We start from the raw sequence: 14,595 nt of genomic DNA on the forward strand, positions 1-14,595 counted from the left end.
TCTTCAGTTTCTTCGCTTTGGTTGCGGAACCGGGTCATAACCACCCTCGGATAAGGGATGGCATTTTAATAGACGTTTGCTGGCTAACCAAACGCCTTTTATGAAACCGTGAAGTCGGATTGCTTCTATCGCAAATTGGGAACAAGTCGGGGTGAAACGGCAGCGCGGCCCGAGCAGGGGACTAAGGATTAGCTGATACAGGCGTATCAGTTTGATGGCTACCCATTGCAACGGCGTGACAGAGTGCGCCATAGCTTTTCCAGTAACTTGAACAGCGCTTCGTTGTCCATCTCCTTCACGCCACCCTTGGCGATCACGACGATGTCGATAGCGGGCAGATTGGCTTGATTGAGGCGAAAACTTTCCCGAACCACTCGTTTTACACGGTTGCGCCAGACGGCACGCTTGAGCGCCTTTTTAGGCACGGCGAGACCAAGACGGGGGTGTTCGAGGGAATTGGGGCAAGCAAGAAGCGTAATTTGCGGAGAAGCGGCCCGGACAGGCTCGGCGAAAACGCGTTTGAAGTGTTCGGGAGTTAACAGACGTAACTCCCGAGAGAAGGTGTGCTGGGTAGGCATTAGACTACCAGGCGGGCACGACCCTTGGCACGACGAGCGGCCAGAACTTTGCGACCGTTGGCGGTAGCCATGCGGGCGCGGAAACCGTGAGAGCGCTTGCGCTTCAGGTTGGACGGTTGAAAAGTACGTTTCATGATTCGATTCCGTATTTCTGTACAGTTTTGATTGTCACACTTAGCCGACGCGCCAGCTATAGCGTGTGACGACTAGCAAAAGAGGCCGAATTCTAAACAGAGTTCGGCTTCTCGTCAATCCGCCGTTCCCTCCCGTCTCGCCCTGCTCGTCAAACAAGAGCAGGAGAAGCTGGCAGGATCCGGAGGATCAAGGGCCCCGAATTATACTGGCAACCCTGGGTTAAACAAGGATCCGCCAAGAAAAAAGGCGGCAGAGCCGCCAAAGAGAGAGCTATTTCAGCACTTTGCGCAGGAATTCCCGGGTACGGGGATCCTGCGGATCGACCAATATCTGGCTCGGCGGGCCCTGCTCCACGATCCGGCCCCCCTCCATGAAGATCACCCGATCGGCGACATCACGGGCGAACTCGATCTCGTGGGTCACCACCACCATGGTCTGGTGCTGGCGGGCGAGCTGCTTCATCAGGCCCAGCACCTCGTCGACCCATTCGGGATCCAGGGCCGAGGTGGGCTCGTCGAACAGGATCACCTTGGAGTGGGCCGCCATGGCCCGGCCGATGCCGACCCGCTGCTGCTGGCCGCCGGAGAGGGAGGCCGGGTAGGCATCCTGCTTCTCGGCGAGGCCTATGTCCTTGAGGATGCCGAGGGCGGTGGCGCGGGCCTCCGCCTTCGGCTGTTTCCAGACGGTGATGAGCCCCTCGGCGATATTGTCCAGCGCCGTCTTGTTGGCGAACAGGGCATAGTTCTGGAACACGAAGGAGGCGCGCTTGCGCAGCTCGATGGCCTGCTGGTCGCTGGCCCTGGCCAGATCCAGCTGCAGATCATCGATGGCGAGCCGGCCGGCGTCCGGGGTCTCCAGCAGGTTCAGGCAGCGCAGCAGGGTCGACTTGCCGGTGCCGGAGGGACCGATGATGACGACGATTTCCCCCTTTTTCACCTCAAGATCGATGCCGTTGAGCACCTGATTTCCGTCATAGGCCTTGGAAAGACCCGTTAGCTTGATCATGACAGGTCTCCTTTAATAGGCGCGGTTCAGGCGCACTTCCAGCAGGTGCTGCAAGCGGGTGAAGAAGATGACGACGACCCAGTAGACCAGGGCTACCGCCATGAAGCTCTCGAAGAACTTGAAGGAGGAGGAGGCCTCCATCTGAGCCTTGCCCATGATCTCGGCCACCCCCAGGGTAAACGCCAGTGAGGTGCTCTTGATCATGTCGATGAAGTAGTTCATCAGGGACGGCGTCGCGATGCGGGCGGCCTGGGGCAGGATGATCCGCTGCATCGCCTGCAGCCGGCTCATGCCGATGCTGAGGGCGGCCTCCATCTGGCTCTTGTGGATGCCGAGGATGGCGGCCCGGATCGACTCGGCCATGTAGGCGGCAAAGTGCAGGGTCAGGCCTATGATGGCGGCGGTGAAGGCATCCATCCCCACGAAGATGGGGAAGAGCTGCGGCAGCCCGTAGTAGAGCAGGAACAGCTGGACGAGCAGCGGGGTACCCCGGAAGAACGAGATATACAGCATCGCCAGCCAGTGAATTGCGGGAACGCGAAAGACCCGTACTATCGCCAGGATCAGCGACAGTACGAGTGCCAATACGAATCCCCACAGGGCCATTTCCATCGTGGTGCCCAGGTATTTGAGCAGGATGGGGAACAGCCCTAGTGTGTACTCGAGATCAAATTCCATCATTTATTTGCTGGTGATGTCCGCAGAGAACCATTTTTCCGAGATCTTGGTCAGGGAGCCGTCTTTGCGCATGGCGGTCAGGGCCTCGTCGACCTTCTTCAGCAGTGCCTGCTTCTCCGGAGTCTTCAGGAAGGGCAGGGCGTTCTCGATGGTTTCGAACGGTGCGCCAGCCTGTTGCAGCGGCAGCTTGGATTCCTTGATCAGCTGGGCGGTGGAGACGCGGTCCATTACGAAGGCATCGATGCGACCCAGGGCGACGTCCTGCTCGAAGGCGGAGTCATAGGTGCGGATGTCGATCTTCTTGTTCGGGTCGTTCTTGCGCAGCAGCTCTTCGAAGTTGGAGCCCAGGTTCACCGCAACGGTCTTGCCTTCCAGATCCTTGAGACCCTGGATGCTGTTGTTGCCCTTGCGCACCACGATCTGTGCGCCGTCATAGACGTAGGGCTGGGAGAAGTCGTACTTGGCCTTGCGCTCGTCGGTGATGGTGATCTGGTTGGAGATGGTATCGACGCGGCCGGTTTCCAGCATGCCGAACAGGCCGGAGAAGCTGGCGGTCACGAACTCGACCTTGTAGCCGGTGCGCTCACCGATCTGGTTCCACATGTCCACCTCGAAGCCTTGCAGCTTGTCCTGCTTGACGAAGGTGAACGGGAAATACTTGCCGGACATGCCGACCTTGATGGTTTCCTGGGCGATGGCTTGACCGGACAGGCTGGCCAGCAGAATGGCGGCGCCGGAAATCAGTTTGATGGTGGATTTCATGGGGATTCCTCTCTCTGTAGTGCTGTATTTTTAGTTGTAATCACGGGACGGCGCTGATGTTATTGGAATAAAATATAAAAAATAAATGATATTTGGTTATATAAAATAACTGTGGTCGCAGAGTTCCATTCTGTCCACATCGCCGGTTGGCGGCTGTGGGTAACTTTGGGGATGAAATGAGATCCTGGGGCGTTGGATCCTTGAAAGTCAAGGATCTTATTTGCTGGATCCGTGCGGCGGCAACTGGAGATCCGGCCACTAAAAACGTAGAATAGCCGGTCTTTACTTAATCAATTGACGGGAGTCTAGAGTGACTGCTTCGCTATGGCAGCAGTGCCTTAACCGGCTGCAAGATGAGTTGCCCTCGGCAGAATTCAGCATGTGGATCCGGCCGCTTCAAGCGGAGTTGAGTGACAATACTCTGACCCTGTATGCACCGAACCGCTTCGTTCTGGACTGGGTACGCGACAAGTACCTGCTCCGGGTCAACGGCATCATCAACGAGCTGTGCGGAGCCGATGCTCCCACCCTGCGTTTTGACATCGGCAATCGCCCCCATCCCGTCGCGGTCGCCAGGGCGCCGGCACGAGGTGTCGATCCTGTGAATAACTCTCCCAAGAGCTGGGAGAACAAGGCCGAAGCCAAGCCCGAGCCGAATCACAAGAGCAACACCAACGTGAACTACACCTTCGAGAATTTCGTCGAGGGTAAGTCCAACCAGCTGGCCCGTGCGGCTGCCCGTCAGGTAGCAGACAATCCGGGTGGCGCCTACAACCCGCTGTTCCTCTACGGTGGCACCGGTCTGGGCAAGACCCACCTGCTGCACGCCGTTGGCAATGCCATCAAGGATCGCAAGAAAGACGCCAAGGTCATCTACATGCACTCCGAGCGGTTCGTGCAGGACATGGTGAAGGCGCTGCAGAATAACGCCATTGAAGAGTTCAAGCGTTATTACCGTAGCGTCGATGCCCTGCTCATCGATGACATCCAGTTCTTCGCGAACAAGGAGCGCTCCCAGGAGGAGTTCTTCCACACCTTCAACGCCCTGCTCGAAGGTAACCAGCAGATCATCCTGACCTCGGATCGCTATCCGAAGGAGATCAACGGGGTGGAGGATCGTCTCAAGTCCCGCTTCGGCTGGGGTCTGACGGTGGCGATCGAGCCGCCCGAGCTGGAGACCCGGGTTGCGATCCTGATGCGCAAGGCGGACGAGAACCAGATCCACCTGCCAGACGAAGTGGCCTTCTTCATCGCCAAGCGGCTTCGCTCCAACGTCCGTGAACTAGAAGGCGCCCTCAACCGGGTGATCGCCAACGCCAACTTCACCGGCCGCGCCATCAACATCGACTTCGTGCGCGAGGCGCTGCGCGATCTGCTGGCCTTGCAGGAGAAGCTGGTCACCATCGACAACATCCAGAAGACGGTGGCGGAGTACTACAAGATCAAGCTGGCGGATCTGCTCTCCAAGCGCCGCTCCCGTTCCGTTGCCCGCCCGCGCCAGCTGGCGATGGCGCTGGCCAAGGAGCTGACCAACCACAGCTTGCCTGAGATAGGGGATGCCTTTGGTGGCCGTGACCACACCACGGTTCTTCATGCCTGCCGCAAGATCGAGCAGCTGAAGGAAGAGAGTCACGACATCAAGGAAGACTATTCCAACCTGATCCGTACCCTTTCTTCCTGATAACGGAACGGAGTGCACAGATGCAGATTGCATGTTCCAGCCTGATCCGAACCCTTTCCTCCCAATAACAACGGAGAGCACAGATGCAGCTCGAAATTAGCCGTGAGGCCCTGTTACGTCCCCTGCAACTGGTGTCCGGTGCCCTGGGTGGCCGGCCGACCCTGCCCATCCTCGGCAACGTCCTGCTCGATGTCAGCAATGGCCTGCTGTCGCTGACCGGGACCGATCTCGAGGTGGAGATGATCGGACAGGTCTATCTCAACAGCGACAGCCAGGATGGCCGCACCACAGTGCCGGCGCGCAAGCTGCTGGACATCTGTCGCGGTCTGCCGGAAGGGGCGGAGATCCGCCTCAGTACCGAGGGAGAGCGCCTCATCATCCGTTCCGGCCGCTCCCGCTTCAACCTGTCGACCCTGCCGGCGACCGAATACCCGAACATCGAGGATTGGGAATCCGTGCTCGAGTTCGACATCAGCCAGCTGGAGCTGAAAAAACTCATCGACGCGACCCAGTTCTCCATGGCGAGCCAGGACGTGCGCTATTACCTGAACGGCATGCTGTTCGAGAGCGAAGGCCACGGCTTGCGTACCGTGGCGACGGACGGTCACCGGCTGGCCACCTGCCGCCGCGAGGTGGTGGGGGAATCGCTGCCCGATCATCAGGTCATCCTGCCCCGCAAGGGGGTGTTGGAGTTGGTGCGCCTGCTGGAAGCGGAAGACAAGCCGGTACGGCTGCAAGTGGGCCGCAGCAACCTGCGCGCCGCCCTGGATGGCTTTATCTTCACCTCCAAGCTGGTGGATGGCCGTTTCCCGGACTGGCGCCGCGTCATCCCGAGAGGGAGCGACAAGGCCCTGATCGCCGGTCGCGAGGATCTGCGCCAGGCCTTTGCCCGTGCCGCCATCCTCTCCAACGAGAAATTCCGTGGGGTGCGTCTCAATCTGCAGGAAAACCTGCTGCGCATCACCGCCAACAACCCGGAACAGGAAGAAGCCGAAGAGCTGCTTGACGTACAATACGCCGCTGGCGAGATGGAGATCGGCTTCAACGTCTCCTATGTGCTGGACGTGTTGAATACGTTAAAATGTGACCAAATCCGGATCAGCCTGAGCGATTCCATCAGCAGCGCCATTATTGAGGATTTTGAGAACCAAGATGCCCAGTACGTGGTGATGCCGATGCGGATCTAGTCGTGTCCCTGGTCAAACTCCAGCTCAGCGACTTTCGCAACATCCAGCACGCCAGTCTCGCGCTGTCTCCCGGCCTCAATATCCTGGTCGGGAGCAACGGCAGCGGCAAGACCAGCGTGCTGGAAGCCATTCATTATCTTGGTCTCGGCCGCTCGTTTCGTACCCATTTGACCGGGCGGGTCATCCGCCAGGGCGAGCGGGCCTTTACCCTGTTTGCCCAGTGCGAGCTGGAGGGGCGTCAGGTGCCCATCGGGCTTGCCAAGGACAAGGGGGGCGAAACCCAGCTCAAGATCGCTGGTGCCCAGGCCCAGCGCCTGGCCGATCTGGCGGAGCTGTTGCCGGTACAGTTGATCCACCCCGATGGTTTCAGCCTGCTGACCGGTGGGCCCCAGGCTCGCCGGGCCTGGCTCGACTGGGGTGTTTTCCATCAGGAGCCGACCTTCTTCTCCCTCTGGGGGCGGGTGCGTCGGCTGTTGAAGCAGCGCAATGCCTTGCTGCGCCAGAGCACCCAGTATCGTCAACTGGCGTTCTGGGATCAGGAATTGGTACGGCTGGGCGGTGAATTGGCCGGGTTTCGCGCCAGCTATTGTCAGGCCATTACGCCCCTGATCAAGGAGATGACGGCAGATTTTCTGCCGGAGTTCGACATCAGTCTTGGATTCTATCGAGGCTGGGAAAAAGACACTCCCCTCGACGCATTGCTGGAGGCGGGGTTCGAACGGGATCGTTCGCTGGGGTACACTGGGGTCGGTCCGCAGAAGGCGGACGTGCGGCTCAAGGCGAACGGCGTGCCCGCGCAGGATATTTTGTCCAGGGGTCAGCTGAAGTTGCTGGTCTGTGCCATGCGGCTGGCCCAAGGGCTCTATTTGAATCAACATAGCAGCCGCGGCTGTATTTTTTTAATTGATGATTTTGCCTCTGAACTGGATGTCGACAAACGTCGTCTGCTGGCCGCAAGGCTGAAGCAGTGCGCGTCCCAGGTGTTCATCACCGCCATCGATACCGGTCAGCTCGCAGACATGATGGATGCGAGTGACTGCAAGCTGTTCCACGTGGAACAAGGCAAGATCTCCGAAACGTTAGAGAAGGCAGAGAGTAAGCTATGAGTGAAAATACTTACGACTCCTCGAATATCAAGGTGCTCAAGGGCCTGGATGCGGTCCGCAAGCGCCCGGGGATGTATATCGGCGATACGGACGATGGATCGGGCCTGCACCACATGGTGTTCGAGGTCGTCGACAACTCCATCGACGAGGCTCTGGCTGGCTACTGCTCCGATATCCAGGTCAAGATCCATTCCGACGGCTCCGTCTCCGTGCGGGACAACGGTCGCGGCATTCCGGTGGACATCCACCCGGAAGAGGGCCGCTCCGCCGCCGAAGTCATCATGACCGTGCTGCACGCAGGCGGCAAATTCGATGACAACTCCTACAAGGTGTCCGGCGGTCTGCACGGTGTGGGCGTCTCCGTGGTGAACGCGCTTTCCGACAAGCTGCTGCTGACCATCCGCCGTAACGGTCATGTCTACGAGCAGACCTATCACCTGGGCGAGCCGCAGGCACCCCTCAAGCAGATTGGTGACAGCACTGGCACCGGGACCGAAGTCCGCTTCTGGCCGAGCCCGACCATCTTCAGCGATACCCTGTTCCACTACGAGATCCTGGCCAAGCGTCTGCGCGAGCTCTCCTTCCTCAACTCCGGCGTCTCCATCCGTCTGATGGACGAGCGTGATGGCCGCGAGGCGCACTTCTGCTACGAAGGGGGCATCAAGGCCTTCGTCGAGTACCTGAACCAGAACAAGACCCCGATCCATCCCAAGGTGTTCCACTTCACCACAGAGCAGGACGGTATCGGTGTTGAAGTCGCCATGCAGTGGAACGACGCCTATCAGGAAGGGGTCTACTGCTTCACCAACAACATTCCGCAGCGGGATGGCGGTACCCACCTAGTGGGCTTCCGTACCGCGTTGACCCGGACGTTGAACAACTACATGGACAAGGAGGACTACAGCAAGAAGGCCAAGTCCGCCGCCAGTGGTGACGACGTCCGTGAAGGTCTGATTGCCGTTATCTCCGTCAAGGTGCCTGATCCCAAGTTCTCCTCCCAGACCAAGGACAAGCTGGTCTCGTCCGAGGTGAAGACCGCCGTGGAACAGGCGATGGGCGAGAAGCTGGCCGACTTCCTGCTGGAGAACCCGGGCGACGCCAAGATCGTGGTCAACAAGATCATCGATGCGGCCCGTGCCCGCGAAGCGGCCCGCAAGGCCCGCGAACTGACCCGCCGCAAGGGCGCGCTGGATATCGCCGGTCTGCCCGGCAAGCTGGCGGACTGTCAGGAGAAAGACCCGGCGCTCTCCGAACTCTACATAGTGGAAGGGGACTCTGCTGGCGGTTCCGCCAAGCAGGGTCGCAACCGGAAGAACCAGGCCATACTGCCGCTCAAGGGCAAGATCCTGAACGTGGAGAAGGCCCGTTTCGACAAGATGATCTCCTCCCAGGAGGTGGGCACCCTGATCACCGCCCTGGGCTGTGGCATCGGTCGCGACGAGTACAACCCGGACAAGCTGCGCTACCACAACATCATCATCATGACGGATGCGGACGTCGATGGTGCGCACATCCGAACCCTGCTGCTGACCTTCTTCTATCGCCAGATGCCGGAAATCATCGAGCGTGGCTACGTCTTCATCGCCCAGCCGCCGCTCTACAAGGTCAAGAAGGGCAAGCAGGAGCAGTACCTGAAAGACGAGGACGCGCTGCTGCAGTACCAGACCGCCATGGCGCTGGATGGTGCGACCCTGCACGTCAACGAGTCTGCCCCGGCCATCGGTGGCGAGGCGCTGGAGCGTCTGGTGAACCAGCATCGCTCCGTGACTCACCTCATCACCCGCATGTCCCGCCGCGCGCCGGAAGCCGTGCTGACCCAGCTGATCTATCAGCCTGAGTTGAACGAAACCCTGCTGGCCAGCGAGAGCGATCTGCAGGCCTGGTGCCAAAGCATGGAGGCCGTGCTCAACGAGAGCAACCATGGCATCCAGTACCAGATGCAGGTGCGCCGCGACGAGGAGCGCAGCCTGTTCGTGCCCCACGCCGTGGTACGCCAGCACGGGGTCGACCGTGAATACCCGCTGAGCTACGACTTCCTGCAGTCCGCCGAGTACCGTCAGCTGGTCTCCCTGGGCAAGGAGATCGCCAACCTGATCGAGGAAGGCGGTTACATCAAGCGTGGCGAGAAGGTGAAACCGGTCGCGAACTTCGTGGAAGCGGTCGAGTGGCTGATGGGCGAAGGCAAGCGCGGCATCTACATCCAGCGCTATAAAGGGCTGGGGGAGATGAACCCGGAGCAGCTGTGGGAGACCACCATGGATCCGGAAGCCCGTCGCATGCTGCGCGTCACCATAGACGACGCGGTCGGCGCCGACCAGCTCTTCTCCACCCTGATGGGGGATGCCGTAGAGCCCCGTCGCGACTTCATCGAGACCAACGCCCTGCGGGTTGCCAACCTCGACGTCTAATCAGACGGTCCGACAACAATCAAAAGCCGCTCCTCGTGAGCGGCTTTTTGTTTTCTGGGTGGAAGGGACATGGCGCGTTCCACGTGAAACATGGCTCCGTCTTGATGGTGCCGGTTCAGCCCAGTTCGGGGGCCGGGCAGTAGAGGCGCAGACGATGGCCATCCGGATCGAGCGCCATGCAGGTGTAGCCAAACTCCATCCGGGTCGGTGCCTGGATCAGGGTGAGACCGCGTGCCTGCCACTCGGCAGACTGTCTATCGACGGCGACATCATCGGGGAGGGCGAAGGCCAGCTCCATCGCTCCGGCTGCTTGGGTCACTGCGGGCTCGACCGTGGTGCTGGACCAGAGTGCCAGTCTGGCGCCTGATTCGAATACGAACATGGCAAAGGTGGGGGACTCCTCCACCGGTGAGTGTCCGAACAGCTCGCGATAGAAGAGAGTGCTATGAGCCGGGTTGGCAACGTAGAGGATGGTGAACTGGGGGACTAACATGGTGATGCACCTTGCTGATGAAATGGCGCAATGGCGCCGACCCCGTCAGCATGGCGCGACCTGCTGTCAGTTTCTGTCAGCAATGAATCTGGGTTGCGGGATCTGCTGGCTGTCGCGCCACTCCTTCAGCAGGCTCTCTCTGCTTTTGGGATAGCGACAATCTTCAGTCTGCATCCGGGTGATGAGATCGACCCGAAAGTGGCGAAAGCCCTGACGCAGCTCGCACCAGGCCACCAGTACCCGCACCTGGTCGAAGTAGCCGAGGGCGAAGGGCCAGACGGTACGCTCCGAACTCGCTTCCTTGAGATCCCGATAGTTTAGAGTCACCTTGCGCTGCTGGCGGATGGCGCTGCGCAGCGGAGCCTCGTCGACGGGGCTGTCACCGCGAGCGGTGCCGATCAGCAGGGCATTGGCATGCAGCTGTTGGCGATAATCGGCGGGCAGCACGGCCTCTATCTTGGCCAGCGCGCTGCTGGCGGCGGTGCTGAGGGCATGATCGGCATGGGCCGCCACCCAGCGTGAGCCCAGTACCAGTGCATCCAGTTCCTCTTCGCTGAACATCAGCGGCGGCAGCATGAAGCCGGGGCGCAGCACATAGCCGATACCTGCTTCCCCCTCGATGTGGGCGCCCTGTGCCTGCAGGGTGGCAATATCCCGATAGAGGGTGCGCAGACTGATGCCAAGCTGGCTGGCCAGCTCGCTGCCGGTAATGGCGTAGCGGTGGCCGCGTAGCAGTTGCAGCAAAGCCAGCAGGCGTTCGGAACGGGACATGATGTGGCTCCTCAAGATCTACGCTCAGGGTGCCATGTTTGTGACTGGGGAAGGAAGCCCAATAAGGAAAATGCCTGCAATGGGCGGCGAGAAGATTTTTCGATCAGAGCCCTTGAAAGCCGAAAGCGGGCCCCTATATAGATAACAAGGCCGGAACGCTCGACAGAGGTTTCGACCAGGCGCCCGTTCATCAGGAGGGCAAACAATCCGTTATCGCTCATAAGAGGGTAATACTATGCGTTCTATCGACTTTTCTCCGCTCTATCGTTCTGCCATCGGTTTCGATCGTCTGGCCAATCTCATCGAATCTGCCGCCAGCAATGGCAATGCCGGTTACCCCCCCTACAACATCGAGCAGCTGGGTGACAGCGACTACCGCATCAGCATGGCGGTGGCGGGCTTTACCCAGGAAGAGCTGGAGCTGAGCTTCCAGGAAAATCTGCTGACGGTGAAGGGCAACAAGCAGGCCGACACCGAGCGCAACTACCTCTATCAAGGCATAGCCGAGCGCGGCTTCGAGCGCCGCTTCCAGCTCGCCGACTACGTGCGGGTGAGGGGGGCCGACCTGAAAAACGGTCTGCTGCACATCGATCTGGTGCGCGAAGTGCCCGAGGCGATGAAGCCCCGCAAGATCGAGATCAACGGCTGACAGCCTGACCTCGTTGCATTGTTGATGTTTCCCGGGTGCCGATTGACGGGCCCGTGGAGAGTAAACCCTGTTGCTTGTTAGAAGGATAGGATCATGCGTAACCTCGATTTTTCTCATCTCTATTCCAACGCCGTCGGCTTCGAGCGAATGGCCCGCGAGCTGGAAGGCCTGTTCGATCAGAAGACCTCGGCCTACCCCCCGTACAACATCGAAAAGCGCGATCACGACAGTTACCTCATCACGGTTGCCGTGGCCGGTTTCGATCGCAATGAGCTGGAGCTGGAGACCGAAAACGGCACCCTCAAGGTGAAGGGGCGCAAGGTCGCCACCATGGGCGAGCGCCAGTTCCTCCACCAGGGGATCGCCGAGCGGGACTTCGAGCTCGCCTTCAAGCTGAGCCAGCACGTGGAAGTGCAGGGGGCTAAACTGGAGCACGGTCTACTGACCATAGAGCTGGCCCGGGAGCTGCCGGAGGCGCTCAAGCCCCGCGCCATTCCCATCGGCAAACCCGAGCAACTGGCGCTGCCCGGTTAAGCAAACCGGATCGCGACAAACAAGAGAGGCCTGCATTTGCAGGCCTCTCTGTTTTTGCAGCATGGGGTTAGCCGGCGTAGAGGCTGTTGATCTCGTCGGCCAGGATGGCGATGCCGCGGCGCACCAGCTCCTCGCTCTGGGAGTAGTTGAGGCGGATGCACTCCTGGCTGTGGCGCCACTCGGGGTCGTCGATGCCAGGGAAGAAATAGTGGCCGGGCACGATCAGCAGGTTCTTCTCCTTCAACCGCTCGTAGAGCGCCTGACTGTGGATCGGCAGGTCTTCGAACCAGAGCCAGAGGAAGAGGGCACCCTCCGGCTTGTGGATGTGGAAGCGCGGATCCGGAATGGCCTCGCGCAGCAACTGGACCGCGAAGGCGGCTTTCTGCTGGTAGAAGGGTTTCACCACCTGTTCGCTCAGGGTGATGATGTCACCGCTCTCTATCATTGGAATGGTGATGGCGGGGCCCAGGCTGCCTGGCGCCAGATTGATGATGCCGCTCAGGTTGGTGATGGCCCGGATGATCTTCTCGTCGGCGATGACGATGCCGCAACGGGTGCCCGGCAGACCGAGCTTGGAGAGGCTCATGCAGAGGATGGTGTTGGCGTTCCAGAACGGCTTGGCTTCGCTGAAGATGATGCCGGGGAAGGGGACGCCGTAGGCGTTGTCGATGAGAAGCGGGATCCCCTTGTCACGGGCGATCTGATCGAGGTGCTCGATCTCCTCGTCGGTGAGCACGTTGCCGGTGGGGTTGGTCGGCCGGGAGACGCAGATCACCCCGATGTCGTCGCCCACCTGCAGGCTCTCGAAATCCACGTGGTATTTGAACTGGCCGTCGGGCAGCTTCTCTATGGTGGGCTTGTAGGCGACGAAGTGATCGTCCGAGAGGGCCGAGTCGGCATAGCCGATGTATTCGGGGGCCAGGGGGAACAACACCTTCTTCTTGCGACCGTCGGCGAACTCGCCGGCCAGCAGATTGAACAGATAGAAGAAGGCGTTCTGGCTGCCATTGGTCAGGGCGATGTTGCGGGCCGAGATCTCCCAACCCAGCTCCTTGCTGAGCAGGGTCGCCAGCGCCCTGGTGAACCTGTCCTTGCCCTGGGGGCCATCGTAGTTGGCCATGGCCTTGATCAGTTCGCCGTTGTCCAGCAGGGTCTTTGCCTCGGTCTGGAAGCGCTCAAGCATGGCGGGGATGGGGGCCGGGTTGCCGCCTCCCAGCATGATGGCGTCTGGGTTCAGCAGTCCCTGATTGAGGTCATCCATGAGTTGGGTAATACCGGCGTGGCGAGTGAACTTCTCGCCGAACAAGGAGAATTCCATTCGGTGGCAAATCCAGAGTCAGTTAGAGGAAGAGCTTGCACCATAGCTCAGTTTAAAAGCGGGTGTCGATGAAAAAAACGGGACGTTCCACGTGGAACAGGGTTGTCATTATGGAGGTGGTAAAAAAAACCATTTATAGGTTTTAAAATAACCAATATTCGATCCGGGAAGGGGCGTGGAGGCATCAAAAAATCATTTATATCAATAAAATCATGATTTTATAAATCTGGCACAACTATTGGAATAACTCTCTGGTCATCTCAACCACACCGGAGCACACCAGATGAAGATCCTGATCGCTACCCTGATTGCCAGCAGCCTGAGCCTGAATGCCATGGCCGCCGAGAACCCCAGACCCGAACTGGACAGCGCCGGGTTGCAGCAGGAGGTGCTGGCCCTGCAGCAGCAGGCATCCCATGACGTAGTGGCAGAGGCCATCCACAACCTCAAGCCGCTGGCCCTGGAGACCCTGGTGGTGGAGGCGAGCTCGGCCGATGCGACTCACCCCGAGAGTTGAGGTAGCGCAAGGGGGTCTGCCCCGTGTGCTGCCTGAAGAAGCTGATGAAGGCGCTGTCGCTGGCAAACTCCAGGGCAGCCGCCACCCGGCTGGTGGGCTCGGCATCGGCCAGCAGTTCCATGGCCCGCAACAGCCGCCACTGCTGGCGCCAGGCCTGGTAGCTCATGCCGGTCTCCCGCATGAAGATGCGACCTATGGTCTTGTCACTGGCACCCACCCGTTCGGCCAGCCGGTTGAGCCGATCGGGCAGGGTGTCACCCCGCTTTATCTCCTGCAGCCAGTCGACCAGACGCCCGTCTGACGGCAGCGGCAGCTGCCAGGATTCCCGCGGCGCTTGCGCCAGCTCCTCCTTCAGCAGCGCCAGGGTGCAATGCTGTTCCACCTCCGGTTTGTCCCACGGCCAGAGTGCCATCCGCTCGATGATCTCCCGCAGCAGCGGGTTGACCGCCAGCACCGCCATCTCGGTCGGCAATGCTGGTCTCGGCTGGAAATAGAGGGAGCGATAGGCCACCACCCCGCGCATCAGCACCCGATGGGGCAGGCCCGCTGGCAGCCAGGCTGCCCGCGTCGGCGGGAGCAGGCAGACCCGATTGTCCAGCTCTATGGTCATGCAGCCGGCCTGGGCGAACAGCAGCTGATGACGCCGGTGTTGATGGCGGCCGGAGTCGTGCCAGCCGAGGGCGGCGGCGATGCCAACCACGGGGCCATAGTGCTGGTCGGGGTCGAAGGGGTGATCGGGAAGAATAAAGGCCATGTGTCCGATTATTGATGTT

At 60.0% G+C, this 14,595-nt stretch carries 17 protein-coding genes; 7 read left to right on the forward strand and 10 right to left on the reverse strand.

What is annotated here, in order from left to right:
* Window positions 1-3: 3 nt before the first annotated feature.
* From yidD to I6L39_RS06685, 6 genes are all read right to left on the reverse strand, one after another.
* Window positions 4-252, reverse strand: a complete 249-nt coding sequence (gene yidD, locus I6L39_RS06660; protein ID WP_084203073.1) for a membrane protein insertion efficiency factor YidD — start codon at window positions 250-252, stop codon at window positions 4-6.
* Window positions 219-578, reverse strand: a complete 360-nt coding sequence (rnpA, locus tag I6L39_RS06665; RefSeq protein ID WP_010672281.1) for a ribonuclease P protein component — start codon at window positions 576-578, stop codon at window positions 219-221. Before rnpA ends, yidD begins: the two co-directional genes overlap by 34 nt.
* A complete protein-coding gene (rpmH, locus tag I6L39_RS06670) occupies window positions 578-712 on the reverse strand; it encodes a 50S ribosomal protein L34 (RefSeq protein WP_005307156.1) in 135 nt (44 codons plus the stop codon). Before rpmH ends, rnpA begins: the two co-directional genes overlap by 1 nt.
* A gap of 271 nt (window positions 713-983) precedes the next feature.
* Complete coding sequence (locus I6L39_RS06675; protein WP_042079068.1) at window positions 984-1,718, reverse strand: amino acid ABC transporter ATP-binding protein; 735 nt, start codon at window positions 1,716-1,718, stop codon at window positions 984-986.
* Window positions 1,719-1,730: 12 nt separating this feature from the next.
* Window positions 1,731-2,399 carry an amino acid ABC transporter permease gene (locus tag I6L39_RS06680; protein WP_081843891.1) on the reverse strand — a complete coding sequence of 223 codons (669 nt, stop codon included), beginning with the start codon at window positions 2,397-2,399 and terminating at the stop codon, window positions 1,731-1,733.
* A complete protein-coding gene (locus I6L39_RS06685) occupies window positions 2,400-3,158 on the reverse strand; it encodes an amino acid ABC transporter substrate-binding protein (RefSeq protein WP_042079067.1) in 759 nt (252 codons plus the stop codon).
* A 310-nt stretch (window positions 3,159-3,468) separates the two neighbouring features.
* On the opposite strand from I6L39_RS06685, the gene dnaA reads away from it, so the two are divergent.
* The 4 genes from dnaA (at window position 3,469) to gyrB (ending at window position 9,540) form a co-directional block, all read left to right on the forward strand.
* Entirely contained in the window at window positions 3,469-4,839 is a 1,371-nt protein-coding gene (dnaA, locus tag I6L39_RS06690; RefSeq protein ID WP_042079066.1) for a chromosomal replication initiator protein DnaA, read from the forward strand.
* Between the two features lie 83 nt (window positions 4,840-4,922).
* Window positions 4,923-6,026 (forward strand): DNA polymerase III subunit beta, encoded by a 1,104-nt coding sequence (gene dnaN, locus I6L39_RS06695; protein ID WP_039040646.1) that lies wholly within the window; start codon window positions 4,923-4,925, stop codon window positions 6,024-6,026.
* A 2-nt stretch (window positions 6,027-6,028) separates the two neighbouring features.
* A complete protein-coding gene (gene recF / locus I6L39_RS06700; RefSeq protein WP_010672287.1) occupies window positions 6,029-7,132 on the forward strand; it encodes a DNA replication/repair protein RecF in 1,104 nt (367 codons plus the stop codon).
* Entirely contained in the window at window positions 7,129-9,540 is a 2,412-nt protein-coding gene (gyrB, locus tag I6L39_RS06705) for a DNA topoisomerase (ATP-hydrolyzing) subunit B (RefSeq protein ID WP_209794793.1), read from the forward strand. Before recF ends, gyrB begins: the two co-directional genes overlap by 4 nt.
* Window positions 9,541-9,655: 115 nt before the next feature.
* On the opposite strand, the gene I6L39_RS06710 is transcribed toward gyrB, so the two are convergent.
* Window positions 9,656-10,033, reverse strand: coding sequence for a VOC family protein (locus tag I6L39_RS06710; RefSeq protein ID WP_216991377.1), 378 nt, complete (start codon window positions 10,031-10,033; stop codon window positions 9,656-9,658).
* A 66-nt stretch (window positions 10,034-10,099) separates the two neighbouring features.
* On the reverse strand, window positions 10,100-10,804 hold the full coding sequence (locus I6L39_RS06715) for a YafY family protein (protein WP_216991378.1): 705 nt from the start codon (window positions 10,802-10,804) through the stop codon (window positions 10,100-10,102).
* 235 nt (window positions 10,805-11,039) lie between these two features.
* Here I6L39_RS06715 and I6L39_RS06720 point away from each other — a divergent pair, with 235 nt between their 5' ends.
* Window positions 11,040-11,453, forward strand: a complete 414-nt coding sequence (locus I6L39_RS06720; RefSeq protein ID WP_209794794.1) for an Hsp20 family protein — start codon at window positions 11,040-11,042, stop codon at window positions 11,451-11,453.
* Window positions 11,454-11,546: 93 nt separating this feature from the next.
* Window positions 11,547-11,987, forward strand: coding sequence for an Hsp20 family protein (locus I6L39_RS06725; protein ID WP_010635613.1), 441 nt, complete (start codon window positions 11,547-11,549; stop codon window positions 11,985-11,987).
* 67 nt (window positions 11,988-12,054) lie between these two features.
* Here I6L39_RS06725 and I6L39_RS06730 read toward each other — a convergent pair whose 3' ends face one another.
* Window positions 12,055-13,305: a valine--pyruvate transaminase gene (locus tag I6L39_RS06730; protein WP_216991379.1), complete on the reverse strand. Its 1,251-nt coding sequence runs from the start codon at window positions 13,303-13,305 to the stop codon at window positions 12,055-12,057.
* A 283-nt stretch (window positions 13,306-13,588) separates the two neighbouring features.
* Between I6L39_RS06730 and I6L39_RS06735 the strand changes: the two genes are divergently transcribed.
* Entirely contained in the window at window positions 13,589-13,822 is a 234-nt protein-coding gene (locus tag I6L39_RS06735; RefSeq protein WP_042079061.1) for a hypothetical protein, read from the forward strand.
* Here the strand turns inward: I6L39_RS06735 and I6L39_RS06740 are convergent.
* Complete coding sequence (locus I6L39_RS06740) at window positions 13,752-14,576, reverse strand: helix-turn-helix domain-containing protein (protein WP_216991380.1); 825 nt, start codon at window positions 14,574-14,576, stop codon at window positions 13,752-13,754. The genes I6L39_RS06735 and I6L39_RS06740 overlap by 71 nt on opposite strands.
* Window positions 14,577-14,595: the final 19 nt, after the last annotated feature.

Source organism: Aeromonas sp. FDAARGOS 1409 (assembly GCF_019048705.1).
Taxonomy (GTDB): Bacteria; Pseudomonadota; Gammaproteobacteria; order Enterobacterales; family Aeromonadaceae; genus Aeromonas; species Aeromonas sanarellii.

What these genes read in the sequence shown, in the direction of transcription:
- yidD (WP_084203073.1), bottom strand. Translation starts at nt 252, where the DNA reads ATGGCGCACTCTGTCACGCCGTTGCAATGGGTAGCCATCAAACTGATA.
- rnpA (WP_010672281.1), bottom strand. Translation starts at nt 578, where the DNA reads ATGCCTACCCAGCACACCTTCTCTCGGGAGTTACGTCTGTTAACTCCC.
- rpmH (WP_005307156.1), bottom strand. Translation starts at nt 712, where the DNA reads ATGAAACGTACTTTTCAACCGTCCAACCTGAAGCGCAAGCGCTCTCAC.
- I6L39_RS06675 (WP_042079068.1), bottom strand. Translation starts at nt 1,718, where the DNA reads ATGATCAAGCTAACGGGTCTTTCCAAGGCCTATGACGGAAATCAGGTG.
- I6L39_RS06680 (WP_081843891.1), bottom strand. Translation starts at nt 2,399, where the DNA reads ATGATGGAATTTGATCTCGAGTACACACTAGGGCTGTTCCCCATCCTG.
- I6L39_RS06685 (WP_042079067.1), bottom strand. Translation starts at nt 3,158, where the DNA reads ATGAAATCCACCATCAAACTGATTTCCGGCGCCGCCATTCTGCTGGCC.
- dnaN (WP_039040646.1), top strand. Translation starts at nt 4,923, where the DNA reads ATGCAGCTCGAAATTAGCCGTGAGGCCCTGTTACGTCCCCTGCAACTG.
- gyrB (WP_209794793.1), top strand. Translation starts at nt 7,129, where the DNA reads ATGAGTGAAAATACTTACGACTCCTCGAATATCAAGGTGCTCAAGGGC.
- I6L39_RS06710 (WP_216991377.1), bottom strand. Translation starts at nt 10,033, where the DNA reads ATGTTAGTCCCCCAGTTCACCATCCTCTACGTTGCCAACCCGGCTCAT.
- I6L39_RS06715 (WP_216991378.1), bottom strand. Translation starts at nt 10,804, where the DNA reads ATGTCCCGTTCCGAACGCCTGCTGGCTTTGCTGCAACTGCTACGCGGC.
- I6L39_RS06720 (WP_209794794.1), top strand. Translation starts at nt 11,040, where the DNA reads ATGCGTTCTATCGACTTTTCTCCGCTCTATCGTTCTGCCATCGGTTTC.
- I6L39_RS06725 (WP_010635613.1), top strand. Translation starts at nt 11,547, where the DNA reads ATGCGTAACCTCGATTTTTCTCATCTCTATTCCAACGCCGTCGGCTTC.
- I6L39_RS06730 (WP_216991379.1), bottom strand. Translation starts at nt 13,305, where the DNA reads ATGGAATTCTCCTTGTTCGGCGAGAAGTTCACTCGCCACGCCGGTATT.
- I6L39_RS06735 (WP_042079061.1), top strand. Translation starts at nt 13,589, where the DNA reads ATGAAGATCCTGATCGCTACCCTGATTGCCAGCAGCCTGAGCCTGAAT.
- I6L39_RS06740 (WP_216991380.1), bottom strand. Translation starts at nt 14,576, where the DNA reads ATGGCCTTTATTCTTCCCGATCACCCCTTCGACCCCGACCAGCACTAT.